Consider the following 17,371-nt stretch of genomic DNA (forward strand, 5'->3'; position numbering starts at 1 on the left):
CTTGGTTAATATAGGACTTTACCAGATTTTAAGTCTTGGAAATTTACTTTCTCAAGATTTTGGATTAAAGATAGCTGAATAGAGGATAAAGCATTATGTATTTCGCATTTGCCAGCTCTTTTGGCACTGCAATATAAAGGGTCAGCAATACATCTATTTACTAAAATAGGACCATCTATAGCTTCAATGACATCTTTAAGTGTAATGTCCTTTGGTAATTTATTTAATGAATAACCACCTTTAACGCCTCTATAAGATTTAACTATTCCACTTTTAATAAGTTTTCGCAGTAATTTCAATAAAAAACGCAGTGGAAGATGTTCATGCTCTGAAATAGTAGCAGCATCAACCCTTTCATTAACTCCAATTTTAGAAAGGTGAAGTACAACTCTGAGACTATAATCTGCTTCTTGTGTTATCCTCATGATATTCTCCTTTAAAGTATACTTTAATAGTATAGATTTAATATATAACTTTTTCAATAATTTGTCAATCAAAAAAATGCAAAGTAACAGTATTTAATATTCCAAGATACGGTTACTTCACAATATTTTTAAACTGCGAAAGTTGAATAAATGAGGTATAATATTCTTATTATATAAATTAATAAGGAGATATTTTATGATATTTTTTGGACACTTAGGAATTACAACGGGTATTGTTAGAATATGTGAAAAGTTTACACCTAAAAAGGATTTAGATATAGATTACAGATATATTTTAGTTGGATCTGTGCTGCCAGATATTATAGATAAGCCTATAGGAGCCTTTTTTTTAAGAAATGTATTTCACAATAGCAGAATATTTGCTCACTCACTTTTATTTGGAATTGCTTTGTTGTGTATTGGGGCCTACAGAAAAAGTAAGTGTGGAAAAGCCGGAATTTTATTCTTAGGAATTGGATCTTTAATACATCAATTGCTGGATAGTATGTGGCTTTATCCTAAAATAAGCTTGTGGCCATTTTTAGGTCTTAAATTTCCAGCAAGACCAGAAGGAAGCTGGGTGGCCGATGATCTCACAAGATTAATTTCTGATCCTAAGTACTATGGACCCGAACTATTTGGTTTTATTATAATAGCGTATTACTTTATAAAGCTTGTTAGAAATAATGGTATTAAAAAGTTCTTAAAAACGGGAAGGCTTCAATGACTTAAGAGACTTTTATAAGGGAACTTGAAAATTGGGGGTTTAAAGCTTATACCGATAAACTGGAATTTGTCGAGCGCTATAGTGAAGGGTTTTACGGTGCTGTGCACGTAAAAGGTGAACTTTTTTATCTTCAATAAAAAGCTAAGGTTGATTTTCCTCCGTTTCCCTACGGAAAATCTTTAACGTATTTAAATTATTTATTTTTCGTAGAGAAACGGAGAAAAATATTCCTTAACCTTTTGCCGTGGCAAAAACCTTCACCTTTGACAAGCAAAGCTATGTCAAACCCTTCACTTTTCACATAAGTGAAAAAGTTAGTTTTTTAATGAGCAGGGCGAATTAAAACCCTTCACTCAGCTCGACAAATTCCAGTTTGTTAGTATGAACTCGATATTAGTAGTTTCAATCTTAAGTATTATGTATTTATAGGAAGTTTAGAGGAGAAATTATGGAGAATAATTTTCTTGATTTAGCAATTAAAGAAGCAGAAAAAGCAGCAGTTAAAGGAGAAGTACCTGTTGGGGCTGTAATTGTAAAAGACAATAAGATTATAGGAAGAGCTCACAATATGAAGGAAACTTTAAAAGATGTAACAGCTCATGCTGAAGTTTTTGCAATAAGAGAGGCAAGTAAAAAGCTTAATAATTGGAGGCTTAATGGCTGTGAAATGTATGTAACACTTGAGCCATGTGCTATGTGCGCAGCCACTATTTGCCAAAGTAGAATTAGTAAAATATATATAGGTACATTTGATCCCGAAGCTGGTGCATGCGGTTCTGTAATTAATTTGCTTCAAAGTGGACGATTAGGTTACAGCGTAAATGTAAAGTGGCTATATTCGGAAAAATGTAGTGAATTGTTAAAGGACTTTTTTAAGTACAGGAGAATTAAAAATATGATGGGGGCTAAAAAATGGAAGTAAAATGGTTTAAAGGAAATAAGGATTTAAAGGATGGATTTGAACTTAGAAAAAAAGTTTTTGTAGGGGAACAAGATGTTCCAGATGATATGGAAATTGATGAATTTGATATAGATTGTGACCATATTGTTATCTACAAAGGGAAAGATGCAATTGGGGTTGGAAGAATAATATTTGATAATGGTAAATGCTTCTTTGGTAGAATTGCGGTGTCAAAAGAATATAGGGGTACGGGTATAGGAAAAGTTCTAGTAGAGGAAATGCTTAAAAAGGCATTTAAAGATGGAATAAAAGAAGTGCTTATACATGCGCAAGCTTATGCGCAGGGGTTTTACGAAAAATTAGGTTTTAAACCATATGGTGAAAAGTTTTATGAGGCTGGTATAGAGCATATCTCCATGTCTATACGCATTTGATTTTTTACCGTCAATTTAGTATAATATCTTAGTATGACAAATGGAGAAGTATCGAAGTGGTCATAACGAGCCGCACTCGAAATGCGGTTGTCCTTCGGGGCACATGGGTTCGAATCCCATCTTCTCCGCCATCAATATAACAGAATGTATATATTGAAATTACAAGTCATTAAGTAGTATTAATGGCTTTATTTATTTTTTGAAACTTTATATTATTTGTTTTATGGAAAATTTTGTTTCTATGGATTCACAAGGTATAATTAATTATAGGGGAGAAAGGATGAAAAAAGAACTAAAGTTTTATAAAACACTATTTATGTCGACATTTTCGGTTAGTGCCTTCACTTTTGGAGGTGGATATGTGATTGTGCCACTTATGAAGCAAAAATTCGTAGATACACTTCACTGGATTGATGAAGACGAAATGCTGGATATAGTTGCTATTTCACAATCGTTGCCTGGACCAATGGTTGTGGATGCTTCAGCGCTAATTGGTTATCGGTTGGCTGGTATTCCGGGTGCATGTGTGGCACTGCTTTCAACCATCTTACCACCGCTTGTTATTTTATCTGTTATTTCACTTTTTTATCAAGCCTTCAAAACCAATTCAGTGGTAAATGCTGTTTTAAAGGGAATGCAGGCAGGAATTGCAGCGATTATTGCTGACGTGGTTATTTCTGGTGCAGTTAAGATTTGCAAGCAAAAAAACACCCTTTCGATTTTTATAATGCTTGCTTCTTTCTGTGCAATTTATTTTCTAAATGTAAATGTAATTTGGGTAATATTAATTTGTGGTGCCTTTGGTGGCATTTTAACAATTATTCAAAACCGAAAGAAGGTAAACAAATCATGATTTACTTGAAATTACTATGGAGCTTTTTACAGGTTGGACTTTTTAGTTTTGGTGGTGGTTACGGTATCCTTCCGGTAATTCAGCAGCAGGTTGTTACTCAAAATCACTGGCTGACCTTGAAGGAGTTTACCGATGTAGTAACGATTTCTCAAATGACACCAGGACCAATTGCTTTAAATGCTTCTACCTTTGTTGGAATGAAAATGGCAGGAATAATGGGGGCCGTTGTGGCAACCTTTGGGTGTGCGCTTCCAACGGCAGTACTGGCACTGATTGTTGGTCATTATTATTATAAATATAGGGACATAACGCTTGTAAATGGGATTTTTGAAGGTTTGCGTCCAGCCATTGTTTCATTGATTGCTTCAGCTGGACTGTCCATATTGTTTTTATCTCTGTTTAACACTGAAGTATTTACTAAGAGTGTACTCTATAATATAGATTGGAAATCTGTAGTTACGTTTATTATTTCTCTGTTCATTTTGCGTAAATGGAAAACCAACCCGATTTACATTATGATTGGTTCTGGAGCCGTTGGGGCAGTAGTTTATCTTTTGATGTAAGGTATTAAAGTGCTACATAGAATATAGAAATTAATCTATTTTGTGAAAAAGAGATCTATTTACATGAAAACAAAAGGACATCGCTTAACACAGAGTTTAGAGGATGTCATTTTTAATGCTTGAAACTGAGAAAGGGTTAATAAATAGGGTCAATCAGGATTTTGCCGTTTACTTCAATTGGAATAGCTCCTGCATCTCTTAACACTACAGCAACTGCAACATCTAGTCTTGATGGGAGGTCTGGCCACTTTATAGATGCCTTGAATTTTATATACTTGTTCTCCGATTTAAGCAATTCTTTTACAATATCATCTATTGTTGCGCGGCCAATTTTATGGTGTACAGCAAGAATTTCTTTTTTCATCTCTTTATAATAGGTGCAAAAGAAGTCAAAAAAGCCTTCACTATCAGAACTGGTTGAGGTATACATCATTGTTTCATATTTATTTACTTGAATTCCCTTTGCTTTGAATACTTCATTCATGTCATGGGATCTGTGAGCATCCATAACATATACAATATAGCCCTCACGTGCCATTGTTTCATATTTGCTTGTAATATCAATTAGCTTATCCATGGAACTGTAAAGGAAGGGAGGGTTGATTTCGATTGTAGTATCGCCGCTAAAAATAATTTTGTATTTTGGGTCATAAATGCAAATATGTCCACGAGAATGAGAGCCATCAAAGGAAATAAAGAATCGACCGAGTTTCCAGCCAGTAAGTGTTACACTACCATATTTTTGAGTAATTCTGGAGCTGCGCCTAAGGATTATTGCCTCGTCTACCATATGATTATCATCGTGGCCAACAGTTTCTTCTATAATTTGTCTAAGCACATTTTTAGTTAATCTATGAGATTTTTTTTCGGTCATCTCAAATAGAGGATTCCCAGAAAACTCTGAGGTATATACATCTTCCCATTTTTCTAAATCTTCATAATCACTCATGACATCAGATATCATGCTTCTGGTGGTCGCTATTTCTTCCTCAGGAAGATAAAATTTCCATGGGAGACCAGTTTCTTTAACAACATCACAATTCATCGCGTGATCAAAATGGCCTTGAGTAACTAACATAATAACTTCTTTCACTCCAGTTTTTTCATACATGTAAGCTAGATCAAGTATCTTTTTCTTATAATATGGTATTGTACCTGGATCTATAATGTATAATTTATCTTCATCTCTTAGTACATAAGTGGTTGAAGATGGGGCATTGCTCCAGAAATTTCCGCTTAAGGACCCTTCAATTCTCCAGACGTCAGGTAATACCTCTTGCATTACATCATCAGTTTTTGTTGCACTTTTTAAATTTTCCATGATTAAGACCCTCCTAAAAATAATTTATTTTATGAAATAATTACATAAATATATTTCATAAAATAAATTATAGACTATAGTAATTGAGTAATCAATAGTTATGATATATAATAATAAATATATTTCATATTTATTTTGGGAGAAAGCATATGAACGGATTTGAAAAAAGGCGCCAAGAAAAGAAAGAAGCTATATTGTATGCAGCGAAAGAATTATTTAAACAATACGGATATAGTAAAGTAAGTATTGCGGAGATTGCAAAAAAAGCATCTGTTTCACAGGTATCAATTTACAACTTTTTTGAAAGTAAAGAAAATTTAAAAAATCAATTATTAAAAAAGCTTTGGGAAGATTATTATAAAACAATAATAGATATTGTGAATGGTAACGAAAGTATAAGAAAAAAAATAGAAAAGTTTTTTTATACAGTTGTAGATTATTCAAGGAATTATACAACAAATTTTGTGGTTGAATCTCTACGTAATGAGCTGAAAAAAGATGAATTTTTTGTAGGAGAACAATTATCAAGTATTGAAGAAATTATAACTTCTCTTCTTGAAGAAGGAAAAAAAGAGGGGATTATAAAAAATACAATTACTACAGAGGTTATGTTGAATTTTATTGATATGTTTAGGTTTTATGTCATAAATAATCCACAGGCCGTAATTAATTATGACAGAAATCCTAAGCTTTTAGATGCAATGATATCATTAATTTTAACAGCATTAATGGTTTAATACTTGTAGGGGGCCTTGGAAACTTGAAATTGCAAGTCCAATAATTTATTTTATGAAAGCGTGATATTATGAAAACAATTGATGTTATATACTCACCAATCTGTGAAGCCAATGGTGCATTCTTAGAACAATTAGAGGAATGGCTAAAAGGTACTGACGTTAAAATAAATTATATTCCATATGATAGTTTGACATCAAAAGAAGTCGGGTGGTACAAAGCACAGGGGACTATACGTGAAAAATGTAAGCTAGTTTCCTCGGTTTTTATAGATGTTTTCTATAATGAAAAATTAATAGCTACTGTTCCTCTTAAAAAGGAAAAAATAGAACAAGCTTTAAACATTCATATTAAAGAACATGAGCAAGAAAGCATGTCTAAAACTGCACAAGCCATCTCAGTAAGTCAATTTAGAGCAGCAATATTAAAAGGTGAAATTGAATGGATACCAATAACGATTGCAAATTATGAGGATGAAATGACAATGTGTTTGAAAAACTATCCGTATGGTAATCCTCCTAAAAGATTTCATAAAAAATGCGTTGAAATTAAGAAAAAAGTATTTCTTGAAGTTTTAGAAAAAGAAAATATTGCAGGCATTTATGCGAAATATCAGGGCAAGGTTATAGGTTTACTTGAGATTTTTCCTAGGGAGATTATGAGAAAATATGGTTTTTTAACAGGGAATAAAGGAGATGATGAGGATTATTTAACGGTTGGATGTTATGAAGTTGGCTTTGGTATACCAAGGAAAGAGATGATAGATGAGCTAATGTTTCAGCTTGAAAAGTATTATTCTAAATTTATAAGAACTTACCTTGAGGGAATTGGAGTCTTTGAATGGAATGAAGGATTTATGCCTTACTGGGTTTACGATAAGTATGATTTTCACAAAACTGAAAGTATAAAAGAAAATACAGTTGTTATGGAAAAAGAGATTTATGAATACAGATAGATAACATGAAAATTAAGAATTGCAAATATCAAATTTAGCAATACAAACTGGAAGTTGTAACAGTTGATAGTTGACAGAGGACAATTGACAGTTAAGGATGATTTACCTTTTGCTTTGCTCAGGTAAATCTTAAAACTTAACAGCGTCAGCTGCGCTGAACACTATATTTCAAGCCATGCGCAAGCATTAAGTTTAACATATCTCATTAAAATTCCGCTTAACATATTTAATTTTTCTTTTGGACTGCATATTTCAAGCATTCTTCTTTGCAAAAAGTTTTCTGTAAATATTGCGGTCGCTTCCATAGTAGCTAGTGAGCAATTGCTGTTAATAGCAGCCTCTTTATTTAAGCAAGAATAATGATATACATGTCCAATTTCGTGAGAAAGCTGTAAAATATTATCGGCGGGCGGTACCTTCAAAATTAAATAGTATTCTGCTTTCTTTTATGCCGTGTAAATTAACAGAAAATCCACCACCTCTTTTATTAGCTCTAGGTTCTGAATCAATCCAATTCTCGATAAAGACTTTGGTAGCAACGGAATTTAGGTTATCTCCGAGATCTTTTAAATTATCAAGTATTATTGATTTTGTTTCACCAAAGGTATAGTTTTTTTTGGTTTTACATAAGGGAGCAAATAAATCATAAAAAGGCAAAGGGCTATCATAGCCTAAAAGTTTTGCTTTATGAGATATTCCTTTTTGAATATTATATAGATATTTTTTAATAACCTTAAACATTGTAGTTATTGTTTCCTCTTTTAAATTATAGCTATTTACAGCCATATGAAAAACAGAGTTATAACCTTTAAGTTCTGCTTCGGTAATTTGTTCTCCTTTTATAGAATTGTATGCCCACATAGAGGTTTCTGAAATTTTATTATATGAATTTAATTTTGATTTGAAGGCTTTTTTTCTGATTTCTAGATCACTATTGCTAGATAGACTTTGGATTGCTTGAAAAGGTAATAATTCATTTTTTTCTTGCAGAGTTATTTCAACTTTAACATTTGAAATTGTAATTCTATGGAGGTTTTCAAAAGCCATTGAACCTGTGATTTTCATCTTGCCAAGTAGTTTTATTTCGTTTTTTGAGGGCATATGTTTTCCATTATCAATAAGATTTTTAAGATAATATTTGTAATCTTTAAAAGTATCACTTCCATTAATAATATTGTCTATGTTATTAATCTTTAATAACCAACTTTGAAATTCTCTTTCTGCAGATATGATCCTAGGTTCAAAGGTTAGCATTTTATTAAGAGTTTGCATTGCTAAAGAATTTTTGGTATCAGCTGTGGATATTAAATATGAATATGGACCTAGTTTACTAAGCAGGTCTTCAGCTTTGTTTTTAAATACTTAGATTTTATAAATTTCATGAACAGTTCATACTTGAGAAACACATAGCACTTCACGCTAATTGCATATTATATACTGTTAAATTACTATTTATTACGGCTAATGTTGTACTAATTAATACATGGCGGTATAATGCTATTAAATAGAGGAAGGGGTTTTGTTTTATGAATAGTGATATTTTAAACTTTGAGCAAGCAATGGAACTTTTAGGTGTCAGTGAAAAAACTCTCATAAAAATGCTAAGGGAAGAACATGTTCCAGCTCGTAAAATTGGACGTGAGTGGAGATTTAGTAGGGAAGCTCTTATTAAATGGATTGCAGCTGGAGATTCAACTAACTACATAAATCAAAATGAACTATACATGGTTTCCAAGGATACTGTTGGTAAGTCTGCAGTTTTATTTGACAAAATCGAAGAAACCATAACTGCTGTAAAGGAAAATGACAATAATATTAAGATTATACTAAAAGACCTTGAGAAGGATATCACTATTCCTGAGAATGCTTCGCTTCGTATTAGTTACAAGCAGCAAAGAGAAATTGAGAAATTGGAGTTTAAGATTTTTTGGGGATTAAAGGAGTGATAAAAATGTGGATTTTATACGCTTTGGGTTCGGCGGTATTTGCAGGTATGACAGCTATTTTAGCAAAAATTGGAATAAAAAATACGGATTCTAACTTAGCCACAGCTCTTCGTACAATTATTGTAGTTATATTTTCATGGTTAATGGTTTTTATTGTGGGTTCAGAGAACAAAATTAATTCTATTTCAATGTATACACTTGTATTTTTAATTTTATCAGGGTGTGCCACTGGTGCGTCTTGGTTGTGTTATTTCAAGGCCTTGCAGCTTGGTGATGTAAATAAAATTACTCCTATTGATAAAAGCAGCGCAGTTTTAACTATTATTTTGGCTTTTGTGTTTTTAGGGGAGACGCCTACTTTAATTATGGCATTAGGTGTTATTGTTTTTGCCATTGGGACTTATCTTATGATACAAAAAAAGGTGTCAGAGTCCCATGATACCAAAAGTAAACTATGGCTTTTTTATGCAATTCTTTCTGCTGTATTTGCTTCCCTAACTGCGATACTTGGTAAAATAGGTATACAAGGGGTAGAATCGAATTTAGGAACAGCAATTCGTACGATTGTGGTGCTTATTATGGCATGGATAATTGTCTTTATTCAGAAAAAACATGTTATGATAAAATATATTGATAGGAAAAGTGGGGTGTTTATAGCGCTTTCCGGTCTTGCAACGGGGCTTTCTTGGCTTTGCTATTATCATGCACTTCAAATTGGTAAGGCTAGTATGGTGGTACCTATAGATCAACTTAGTATTGTGGTTTCAATTGCATTTTCACGTGTCTTTCTCAAAGAAAGACTTTCCGGAAAAGCGTTTATTGGCTTGGTGCTAGTTATATCTGGAACAATGCTTTTATTGATTTAATGCAGTTGCATTATTTTATTAAACAAGCATAGAATATAAAATAAGTGATAAGTTAAGGTAAGTTTTTTCTGCTTTTGCTATGAATAACTTTTGAACTTAATTTTGTTTCATTTTCATAAGAGAACATGTATATCTATAATTTAATAGTTGAGCTGATTCTCCTATATGGGAGTGAGCATAAGAAAACCATCCTAAACTTGTCACTGGTTTTTTTATTTGTTGTCTTTGAAGTTGTAAAATTGCCCAATTTTAGCTGCAAGGTTTTCAATAGGCATTGTTTGAAGGTATACTTTTCCTGGTCCTTTTAAAGTTCCTAAAAATAATCCTTCTCCACCGAAAAGCATGTTTTTAACACCTTTAACCATAGAAATGTCAAAGCTTACTGTAGAATCAAACATTGCAACATGGCCAGTGTCAACTTTAAGGATGTCATTATTTAAAAGAGAATAGTCCTCTACATGGCCATCGAATTCAAGAAATACTATTCCTGGACCAGTTATTTTTTGAAGTATGAATCCTTCTCCGCCAAATAAACCTGTAGATAATTTTTTCTTTAAAAATATACTTAATTTAACTGAAGATTCAGCGGCAAGAAAGCTTTTTTCTGGCATATTATACTTTCACCTGATAGTAAATGTCTTTCAATTATCTTACCAGGAAATGATGAAGGGAAAGCCACCATACCCATGTCTTTTTGGCAAGTAAATGTATTGAGGAATATTGATTCTCCAGAAATTGTTCTTGAAATTCCACCTAAAAGACCGCCTTTCATATTTGTATCCATTTTTATGTTATCACTCATCCACCCCATAGCACCTGATTCAGATACAAGAGTTTCACCAGGATTAAGCTTGCATATTACAATAGGTAAATTATCTCCTTTAATTTCATATCTCATTAAAATCCCTCCTCAGTTATATTATATACATTTATGGATCAAAATAAATGCATTTCCAAATTTTAATTATTTAATATTAGTTTAAGCTAAATTAAACAAAGAATAATAAAAAAGGTTGAAAATATTACGAAATAATGGTATTATATACTAAAAGGTATAGTTTAAATTTAATAATTCATTTATTTTGAGAATTTATGATATGTAGAATTTATGAGAGAAAATTAAAACTATCAAAAGTGTATGAGAATTTATGAGAGTTTATGGGTGAGAGATATAAAATGAATATTAATGAACTATACCTATTTTGTTTAATGGCTCTGAGTTTAGGAGCCTATTTTTTTTAGGTAAAAAAATTTTTGTACATATTTTGATTTTATTTTGATACACATAGTGAAACTAGCTCAACTACAAACTATATGTGCACCATAATTCCTTGAAGATTGGCATTTTGGCACACAAATAGTTGAAGTTTCGCAGCAGTTTCACTATATTACATAATTTCCATATAAAAAAAGATTATTATAGTTGAAATTGCGTTCTTTTAATAGTATAATATGATTGTTCTGCAAAAATACAATATATAAAGGATTAAATCATATATGGAGAGATGTCCGAGTGGTTTAAGGAGCACGCCTGGAACGCGTGTGTAGGGGAAACTCTACCGAGGGTTCGAATCCCTCTTTCTCCGCCATTTAATCTTTGCTGTGCTAAACGGGGAGTTAGCGGTGCCTTGTACCTGCAATCCGCTATAGCAGGGTCTAATTCCTTGAATAAGGCTTTGATTTGTGGGGTCTGCCCTTTAAATGCTGGTGTTGATAATTGGGTCCCACGCAATGAAAAATCATGAACCCCGTCAGATCCGGAAGGAAGCAGCGGTAAGTGAAACTTTTCGTGTGCCGTGGATTAACCTGATTTGAGCCAACTTTAAAGGTAACGCTCATAAATTAATGTCGAGTTCGAGGTGCACAGCATTTAATAATTGAATTTTATTGTATATAACATAAGATGCTTTACTAGGCATCTTTTTTTGTAGTATTATAAACTTAAGAAATACAGATAAAAAACTTGAAAGGTTGAAATGACTAATATTAAATTGGCCCTGACAAACTGGAAGGTGTAAAGCAGAGTACAATGAAGGATGATTTTTCTCCGCTGCGCTTTGAAAAATCTAAGAACTTGATGTGCGCAAAGCGCTTAAAATATAGTGCTCAGCGCAGCTGACACTATCAAGTTCTAAGATTTACCTGAGAGAAGCGAAAGGTAAATCCACATTCACTATACTCTCTACTCTTTACTCTTAGTATTTATAAAAATTATTTGAAAAACTTTGATAAGTGTATCTTAAAAATTTTATGCGGTTAAATTATATAGTATAGATAGAAGGTGAAAATGTGGCATATACTGCTTTATACAGAGAATGGAGGCCCAAAAACTTTAGTGAAGTTGTAGGTCAAGAACATGTTACTGTTACATTGAGAAATCAGGTTAAAAATAATAGAATAGCACATGCATATTTACTTTGCGGAACTAGGGGAACAGGAAAGACTACTACAGCAAAGATTTTATCAAAAGCAGTAAATTGTCTTAATCCTAAAGATGGTGAACCATGCAATGAATGTGAGATGTGCAAAAAAATAAACGAAGGTATGGCTATAGATGTTACGGAACTTGATGCAGCATCAAATAATAGTGTAGACGATATAAGAAACATAATAGATGATGTTCAATATCCACCCCACGAGGCTAAATATAAAGTTTATATAATAGATGAAGTCCATATGCTCTCTCAGGGTGCAGTTAATGCCTTTTTAAAAACTCTTGAAGAGCCACCTCAAAATGTTGTGTTTATACTTGCAACTACGGATCCACATAAGCTTCCTATAACCATTTTATCAAGGTGCCAAAGATTTGATTTTAAAAGAATAAAAAAAGATGCAATGGTTAATAGGCTTAGGGAAATAGTTACAGCTCAAGGGGTTTTTGCAGATGATAAAAGTCTTAATCTTATAGCTAGGATGTCTGATGGTGCAGCTCGTGATGCAGTAAGTATTCTTGATCAAGCAATTTCAGTAGGAAATGGAAAAATAGAATATGAAAAAGTACTAGACATGCTTGGACTTGTTACTAATGAGTATATATTTAAACTTATGGATTGTATTATAGATAAGAATGTTGAGGCTTGCATACGAACTATAGATGAAATTGTTTTTTCAGGTAAGGAAATAGGTATTTTTATAAAGGACTTAATAGAACATGTAAGAAATTTAATGATGATTAAGGTAAGTAAAAATCCTGAAGAAGTTTTAGATATGTCTTCTGAAAATTTAAGCATAGTTAAGGAACAGTCAAAGAAAGTAAGAATAGAAGAAACTATGCGTTATATAGGTATACTTCAGGAAGCAGACGAGCAGGCGAGAAAAAGCAGTAATAGCAGAATATATCTTGAGCTTGCTATAATAAAAATGTGCAAAGTTGAATATGATACATCTAATGAAATTATATTATCAAGACTTAACAAACTTGAAAGATTAATAAAAAGTGGAAATATTGTAGTAAATAACAATAGTGGTAATGAAAAAACACCAGCACCTAAGGTTCAAAATAAAGTTAATAATGAAATGCAGGTGCCTATTCAAGCTTCTGATGATGCTGATGAGGATACTGCAATAAAAACGGATGTAACCTTAGATGATGTTAAAAAAATTTGGAAAGATGCAATAGAAATGTTTAGAGCAAACAGAAACATGGTCATGGGTGTGCATTTAAGTAATGGTAATCCTGTGGCATGTAATAATGGAGTTATACAGATAGGATTTGATAAACAGTATAACTTTAGTAAACAGCATCTTGAAAAAGTTCAAAATAACAAAAAAGTAGAAGAGGTATTCTCAAACATGCTGCATGGCAGAGTTAAGGTTGTATATTCTTCCCAAGGTAATGATGATATAAAAAATGCAAGTCCTGAAAATGCAGAAGACATAATAAAGAAAACTTTTGGTGAAGATAATGTTGATATTATTGATGAATGAACTTGTAAATGTTAAAATATAAAATATTGATACAAAAATAATTGAAGTTAACATAGGAGGTTTTTTAATTATGGCAAGAGGTGGATTCCCAGGAATGGGCGGAGGAAATATGAATAATCTTATAAAGCAGGCACAAAAGTTTCAAAAGCAAATGGAAGATATGCAAAAGGACCTTGAAGATAAAGAATTTACAGCTACAGTTGGAGGCGGAGCTGTAAGTGCAACTGTTAATGGAAAGAAAGTCATAACAGATATAAAAATAAAACCAGAAGTTGTTGATCCTGATGATGTAGAGATGCTTCAAGATTTAATATTAACTGCATGCAATGAAGCTCTTAATAAAGCAGAAGAAGAAACTTCAGGAGAAATGAAAAAATTAACAGGCGGAATGAATTTACCAGGAATGTTCTAATATATAAATTTAGGAATTACCAGAAAGTTTTAAACCGTATTTGCTAAGAAATTACAAGTAATATTAAAAATAAGGATAAAGAGTAGAGTGAATGAGGATTTATCTTCCTTGCGTAGGATAAATCTTTGAACTTATAAAAGCGATGATTATAGTTTTGACATATTAAAGTTAGAAAGGCAAGTGGCATTATGGAGCTTTACCCCGTAGCAATTGAAAAGTTAATAGAAGAATTCGCAAAACTTCCGGGAATAGGATATAAAACTGCACAAAGACTTACACTATACGTCTTAAATTTACCTAGGGACGAAGTAGATGGATTTGCCAATGCCCTTATAAAGGCAAGGGGAACTATTAAATATTGTTCTGTATGTGGAAATTACACAGACACTGATCCTTGCGCTATTTGCTCAAATCCCAATAGAGATAAGGGCACGATATGTGTTGTAGAAGAGCCTAAAGATGTAATTGCAATGGAAAAGGTAAGGGAATACAACGGAGTTTATCACGTTCTTCATGGAGCAATATCTCCAATGTCTGGAAAGGGACCTGATTCCATAAAATTACGAGAACTCATAAGCAGAATGAATGGAAGTGTAAAGGAAGTAATAGTGGCGACAAATCCTAATGTAGATGGTGAAGCTACTGCCATGTATATATCAAAAATATTGAAACCACTTGGAGTTAAAGTTACTAGAATCGCTCACGGTATACCTGTTGGAGGAGATTTGGAGTATGCAGATGAAATAACTTTATCAAAAGCTCTTGAAGGAAGAAGAGAAATTTAGATAAACTATAGGAATACTATTCCCAATTTATGTCTATAATTTTAATAGGATATAAATTGGGAGGTTTTTTATTATGAATAAAAAAATACCTGGTAAGAAAAGCAGCTTAAGCGTAGAACAAAAAAAATTACTTTTAGCTATAGAAGAGGCCAGGCATGAATGGAAGCAGTGTTCGGAGTATTTTGATGTAGTAAGTGATCCAAAACTTATAGATTATGCTATATATAAAGAAGCGGCAGCCAAATCAAGATATATATATTTGTTAATGCAGGCAAAAAAAATGGATATTAAAATAAATGGATACGACGAATATTTAAGGGAAGTAAACTCTAATTAAACGCTTACGTAATCTATAGGGATAAACTATTTGAAATTTTGAAAATGCAAGTGTCAAGATTATACAAGTGATATTTTTTTAGTGCACAATTCACAATGACATTTCACAGTTAAGGATGATTTATTCCTCCTGCGTTGGATAAATCTTAAAACTTAATGATGTTCCGTTTTGCTTAATGAAATAAATAAGCAATTTTATAAATTTAGTACCAGTATTTAAGTTTTAAGATTTTCTGTAGCTAAGCGGAGGAAAATCAACTATGACTGTGCATTGTGCACTTATTTTTTATAAGTTAAATCCTATTAAAGGTATTTTAGCTAATTTAAAAGATAGATATAATTTGATAATGGGGGGATGAGGAATGGAGTATATAGGTTATTTTGTTGTTGCAATTATACTCATTTTAATTGTAGTTAAGCTGTTGTCTTGGCCTCTTAAGATTTTGATAAAGTTAATTATTAACGGTGTCTTAGGTGCGATTTTGTTATTCATTGTAAATATATTTGGAAGTTATTTTGGCTTTCAAATTGGTATAAATATAGTTACTGCACTTATAGCAGGAGTGCTTGGCGTTCCTGGAGTAATATTTCTAATTATTTTTAAATTGTTTTTTTAGAACAGCAATATATAAATATTGCGAAGTAATACTGCTTTGCAACATTAAAAAAATTCCTCCGTACCTACGGAATTTTGGGTGTGAACTTGTCCACTCATTTATTGATTAACGGTGATTATAGGGTATTTTTCGTAGGGAACCGGAGAAAAATTTACCTTGCATTTCCGGTTTAGCGAAGCAACAGTATTGAAGGAATAGTTTAAATAAAATTTTATAAATCTTAGTGGCAAATTGTTAAAAGCTTTAGAGATTTCGATTTGTTTGAACGATTAGTGAGTTATTGAAAGCTCTTAAGATTTTAACAATTTGCTGCTTAGATTTATTAATTTTATTTAATATTCCAAGATACTGTTACTTCGCAATATTTTTAAATTCTCGTTTTGCTTTTTCTAAAAGTTCAGGATTCAAATAAAGCTCTACCGCTGAATATGATATAGCTCTTACAACCATAATTGCTTTTTCTTTGGCTTCTGTACTATTTACATACTCTAAAAATTTTTCTTCATGAGGTTTTGTTTCGCCGTCACCAACACCTATGTTTCCATACATGGTTGGACATGCATAGCTTACGTTACCTAAGTCTGTAGAGCCGGGAGGATCTTTTCTTTCTACAAAATCCTTAATTCCACATTTCTCAAGGTTTTTTTTAGCAATTTCTATTAGGACTGAATTTACCACAAGATCATCGAAGGAATTTTCAAAATTGCTGATTTCTAATGCTGTTCCTGTCATAAGGGCTGCACCTTTAGCACAATTTTTTACTCTCTCAGAAACTTCGTTAAGGTAATCTCTTTTTTCTGATCTTACTTCAAATCTGCATGTACATTGATCTGGTATAATATTTGGAGCATATCCTCCCTCTGTTACTATTCCATGTATTCTTACATCAGATTTTAATTGCTGACGTAGTGCACTTATGCCAGCAAATGTTAAGTTAACAGCATCAAGTGCATTTATTCCCTGATGTGGGGCAGAAGCCGCATGACTTGCTTTGCCATTAAATTTGAACTGAAAAGCATCCATTGCGAGAGAACTTGAATTTAATGAAGTATTTGCGCCAAGATGCATTTGGAAAACAGCATCTATGCCTTCAAAGGCTCCTTTATTTACCATATCAACTTTTCTTCCAACGGTTTCTTCAGCAGGGGTTCCTATGACTACAATTTTACCTTTAAAATTATCCTTTAGCTTTGATAAAACTAAAGCCGATCCAACAGTAATAGCTGAAATCCAATTGTGGCCACATGCATGGGCATTTTTTTTATCAGAGCCATATCCAGGAAGAGCGTCATATTCTGCGAGAAAAACTATGCTTGGACCAACATTATTTCCGAATTCAGCTCTAAATGCTGTTTTGATTTCCATATAAGGAAATTCTACTTTAAAGTGGTTTTTCTCAAGTAAATTTACTAAATATTTTGAAGAAGTAAATTCATTATCTCCAAGTTCAGGGTTATAAAATATGTATTCATTTATATTTTCTATTTCACTTTTTAGTGCTGCTGTTGTTTCATCAACCTTTTTAAATAAATCCATGTTTTATCTTTAGTGAGATATTATACACTCAC

General features: G+C 32.3%; 19 protein-coding genes, 2 tRNA genes, 1 other RNA gene and 1 pseudogene. 17 read left to right on the forward strand and 6 right to left on the reverse strand.

Annotation, left to right across the window (positions count from 1 at the left end; genetic code table 11):
- Positions 1-5: 5 nt before the first annotated feature.
- Positions 6-425, reverse strand: coding sequence for an RrF2 family transcriptional regulator (locus LQK79_RS08800; protein WP_231016242.1), 420 nt, complete (start codon positions 423-425; stop codon positions 6-8).
- A gap of 196 nt (positions 426-621) precedes the next feature.
- Here LQK79_RS08800 and LQK79_RS08805 point away from each other — a divergent pair, with 196 nt between their 5' ends.
- The 6 genes from LQK79_RS08805 to LQK79_RS08830 all read left to right on the forward strand — a co-directional run bounded on the left by LQK79_RS08805 (position 622) and on the right by LQK79_RS08830 (position 3,903).
- The gene (locus LQK79_RS08805; RefSeq protein ID WP_231016243.1) at positions 622-1,152 is read left to right on the forward strand and encodes a metal-dependent hydrolase; all 531 of its coding nucleotides are present in this window, start codon (positions 622-624) and stop codon (positions 1,150-1,152) included.
- Between the two features lie 448 nt (positions 1,153-1,600).
- A complete protein-coding gene (locus LQK79_RS08810) occupies positions 1,601-2,074 on the forward strand; it encodes a nucleoside deaminase (protein ID WP_231016244.1) in 474 nt (157 codons plus the stop codon).
- A complete protein-coding gene (locus tag LQK79_RS08815) occupies positions 2,065-2,487 on the forward strand; it encodes a GNAT family N-acetyltransferase (protein ID WP_231016245.1) in 423 nt (140 codons plus the stop codon). Before LQK79_RS08810 ends, LQK79_RS08815 begins: the two co-directional genes overlap by 10 nt.
- Positions 2,488-2,529: 42 nt before the next feature.
- Positions 2,530-2,618, forward strand: a tRNA-Ser gene (locus LQK79_RS08820).
- 149 nt (positions 2,619-2,767) lie between these two features.
- Positions 2,768-3,340, forward strand: a complete 573-nt coding sequence (locus LQK79_RS08825) for a chromate transporter (protein WP_231016246.1) — start codon at positions 2,768-2,770, stop codon at positions 3,338-3,340.
- Positions 3,337-3,903, forward strand: a complete 567-nt coding sequence (locus LQK79_RS08830; RefSeq protein ID WP_231016247.1) for a chromate transporter — start codon at positions 3,337-3,339, stop codon at positions 3,901-3,903. The genes LQK79_RS08825 and LQK79_RS08830 overlap by 4 nt, the downstream gene beginning before the upstream one ends.
- Positions 3,904-4,039: 136 nt before the next feature.
- Here LQK79_RS08830 and LQK79_RS08835 read toward each other — a convergent pair whose 3' ends face one another.
- The gene (locus LQK79_RS08835; protein WP_231016248.1) at positions 4,040-5,224 is read right to left on the reverse strand and encodes an MBL fold metallo-hydrolase; all 1,185 of its coding nucleotides are present in this window, start codon (positions 5,222-5,224) and stop codon (positions 4,040-4,042) included.
- A 149-nt stretch (positions 5,225-5,373) separates the two neighbouring features.
- On the opposite strand from LQK79_RS08835, the gene LQK79_RS08840 reads away from it, so the two are divergent.
- Positions 5,374-5,961, forward strand: coding sequence for a TetR/AcrR family transcriptional regulator (locus LQK79_RS08840; protein ID WP_231016249.1), 588 nt, complete (start codon positions 5,374-5,376; stop codon positions 5,959-5,961).
- Between the two features lie 68 nt (positions 5,962-6,029).
- Positions 6,030-6,914 (forward strand): hypothetical protein, encoded by an 885-nt coding sequence (locus tag LQK79_RS08845; RefSeq protein WP_231016250.1) that lies wholly within the window; start codon positions 6,030-6,032, stop codon positions 6,912-6,914.
- Positions 6,915-7,075: 161 nt separating this feature from the next.
- Here LQK79_RS08845 and LQK79_RS08850 read toward each other — a convergent pair whose 3' ends face one another.
- Positions 7,076-7,336, reverse strand: a complete 261-nt coding sequence (locus LQK79_RS08850; protein WP_231016251.1) for a hypothetical protein — start codon at positions 7,334-7,336, stop codon at positions 7,076-7,078.
- Entirely contained in the window at positions 7,314-8,168 is an 855-nt protein-coding gene (locus LQK79_RS08855; protein WP_231016252.1) for a M3 family metallopeptidase, read from the reverse strand. Before LQK79_RS08855 ends, LQK79_RS08850 begins: the two co-directional genes overlap by 23 nt.
- Before the next feature lie 272 nt (positions 8,169-8,440).
- Here LQK79_RS08855 and LQK79_RS08860 point away from each other — a divergent pair, with 272 nt between their 5' ends.
- Positions 8,441-8,860, forward strand: a complete 420-nt coding sequence (locus LQK79_RS08860; protein WP_231016253.1) for a helix-turn-helix domain-containing protein — start codon at positions 8,441-8,443, stop codon at positions 8,858-8,860.
- Between the two features lie 5 nt (positions 8,861-8,865).
- Complete coding sequence (locus LQK79_RS08865; protein ID WP_231016279.1) at positions 8,866-9,726, forward strand: EamA family transporter; 861 nt, start codon at positions 8,866-8,868, stop codon at positions 9,724-9,726.
- 212 nt (positions 9,727-9,938) lie between these two features.
- On the opposite strand, the pseudogene LQK79_RS21205 reads toward LQK79_RS08865, so the two are convergent.
- Positions 9,939-10,624 (reverse strand): annotated as a pseudogene (locus LQK79_RS21205) (TIGR00266 family protein).
- Positions 10,625-11,225: 601 nt separating this feature from the next.
- Between LQK79_RS21205 and LQK79_RS08875 the strand changes: the two are divergent.
- The 7 genes from LQK79_RS08875 (at position 11,226) to LQK79_RS08905 (ending at position 15,803) form a co-directional block, all read left to right on the forward strand.
- A tRNA-Ser gene (locus LQK79_RS08875) sits at positions 11,226-11,315 on the forward strand.
- Between the two features lie 11 nt (positions 11,316-11,326).
- Positions 11,327-11,593: signal recognition particle sRNA large type (gene ffs / locus LQK79_RS08880), an RNA gene on the forward strand.
- Positions 11,594-12,015: 422 nt separating this feature from the next.
- Positions 12,016-13,653, forward strand: a complete 1,638-nt coding sequence (gene dnaX / locus LQK79_RS08885) for a DNA polymerase III subunit gamma/tau (RefSeq protein WP_053243412.1) — start codon at positions 12,016-12,018, stop codon at positions 13,651-13,653.
- A gap of 70 nt (positions 13,654-13,723) precedes the next feature.
- A complete protein-coding gene (locus LQK79_RS08890; RefSeq protein ID WP_053243411.1) occupies positions 13,724-14,065 on the forward strand; it encodes a YbaB/EbfC family nucleoid-associated protein in 342 nt (113 codons plus the stop codon).
- Positions 14,066-14,253: 188 nt separating this feature from the next.
- Positions 14,254-14,850: a recombination mediator RecR gene (recR, locus tag LQK79_RS08895; RefSeq protein ID WP_053243410.1), complete on the forward strand. Its 597-nt coding sequence runs from the start codon at positions 14,254-14,256 to the stop codon at positions 14,848-14,850.
- A gap of 73 nt (positions 14,851-14,923) precedes the next feature.
- Positions 14,924-15,187 carry a DUF2508 family protein gene (locus tag LQK79_RS08900; protein WP_231016254.1) on the forward strand — a complete coding sequence of 88 codons (264 nt, stop codon included), beginning with the start codon at positions 14,924-14,926 and terminating at the stop codon, positions 15,185-15,187.
- Between the two features lie 361 nt (positions 15,188-15,548).
- Complete coding sequence (locus tag LQK79_RS08905) at positions 15,549-15,803, forward strand: pro-sigmaK processing inhibitor BofA family protein (RefSeq protein WP_053243409.1); 255 nt, start codon at positions 15,549-15,551, stop codon at positions 15,801-15,803.
- Between the two features lie 351 nt (positions 15,804-16,154).
- Here the strand turns inward: LQK79_RS08905 and LQK79_RS08910 are convergent, their stop codons facing one another.
- Complete coding sequence (locus tag LQK79_RS08910; protein WP_231016255.1) at positions 16,155-17,339, reverse strand: M20 family metallopeptidase; 1,185 nt, start codon at positions 17,337-17,339, stop codon at positions 16,155-16,157.
- Between the last annotated feature and the right edge of the window lie 32 nt (positions 17,340-17,371).

The sequence above is a fragment of the Clostridium guangxiense genome, from assembly GCF_021043395.1.
In the GTDB taxonomy this organism is placed as follows: domain Bacteria; phylum Bacillota; class Clostridia; order Clostridiales; family Clostridiaceae; genus Clostridium_S; species Clostridium_S guangxiense.

Bases quoted from the DNA above. Each gene is read 5' to 3' on its own strand.
- LQK79_RS08905 (WP_053243409.1), top strand. From the start codon at position 15,549: ATGGAGTATATAGGTTATTTTGTTGTTGCAATTATACTCATTTTAATT.
- LQK79_RS08900 (WP_231016254.1), top strand. From the start codon at position 14,924: ATGAATAAAAAAATACCTGGTAAGAAAAGCAGCTTAAGCGTAGAACAA.
- LQK79_RS08825 (WP_231016246.1), top strand. From the start codon at position 2,768: ATGAAAAAAGAACTAAAGTTTTATAAAACACTATTTATGTCGACATTT.
- LQK79_RS08800 (WP_231016242.1), bottom strand. From the start codon at position 425: ATGAGGATAACACAAGAAGCAGATTATAGTCTCAGAGTTGTACTTCAC.
- LQK79_RS08835 (WP_231016248.1), bottom strand. From the start codon at position 5,224: ATGGAAAATTTAAAAAGTGCAACAAAAACTGATGATGTAATGCAAGAG.
- LQK79_RS08830 (WP_231016247.1), top strand. From the start codon at position 3,337: ATGATTTACTTGAAATTACTATGGAGCTTTTTACAGGTTGGACTTTTT.
- LQK79_RS08910 (WP_231016255.1), bottom strand. From the start codon at position 17,339: ATGGATTTATTTAAAAAGGTTGATGAAACAACAGCAGCACTAAAAAGT.
- recR (WP_053243410.1), top strand. From the start codon at position 14,254: ATGGAGCTTTACCCCGTAGCAATTGAAAAGTTAATAGAAGAATTCGCA.
- LQK79_RS08855 (WP_231016252.1), bottom strand. From the start codon at position 8,168: ATGCTAACCTTTGAACCTAGGATCATATCTGCAGAAAGAGAATTTCAA.
- LQK79_RS08865 (WP_231016279.1), top strand. From the start codon at position 8,866: ATGTGGATTTTATACGCTTTGGGTTCGGCGGTATTTGCAGGTATGACA.
- LQK79_RS08805 (WP_231016243.1), top strand. From the start codon at position 622: ATGATATTTTTTGGACACTTAGGAATTACAACGGGTATTGTTAGAATA.
- LQK79_RS08815 (WP_231016245.1), top strand. From the start codon at position 2,065: ATGGAAGTAAAATGGTTTAAAGGAAATAAGGATTTAAAGGATGGATTT.
- LQK79_RS08810 (WP_231016244.1), top strand. From the start codon at position 1,601: ATGGAGAATAATTTTCTTGATTTAGCAATTAAAGAAGCAGAAAAAGCA.
- LQK79_RS08845 (WP_231016250.1), top strand. From the start codon at position 6,030: ATGAAAACAATTGATGTTATATACTCACCAATCTGTGAAGCCAATGGT.
- LQK79_RS08860 (WP_231016253.1), top strand. From the start codon at position 8,441: ATGAATAGTGATATTTTAAACTTTGAGCAAGCAATGGAACTTTTAGGT.
- LQK79_RS08840 (WP_231016249.1), top strand. From the start codon at position 5,374: ATGAACGGATTTGAAAAAAGGCGCCAAGAAAAGAAAGAAGCTATATTG.
- LQK79_RS08890 (WP_053243411.1), top strand. From the start codon at position 13,724: ATGGCAAGAGGTGGATTCCCAGGAATGGGCGGAGGAAATATGAATAAT.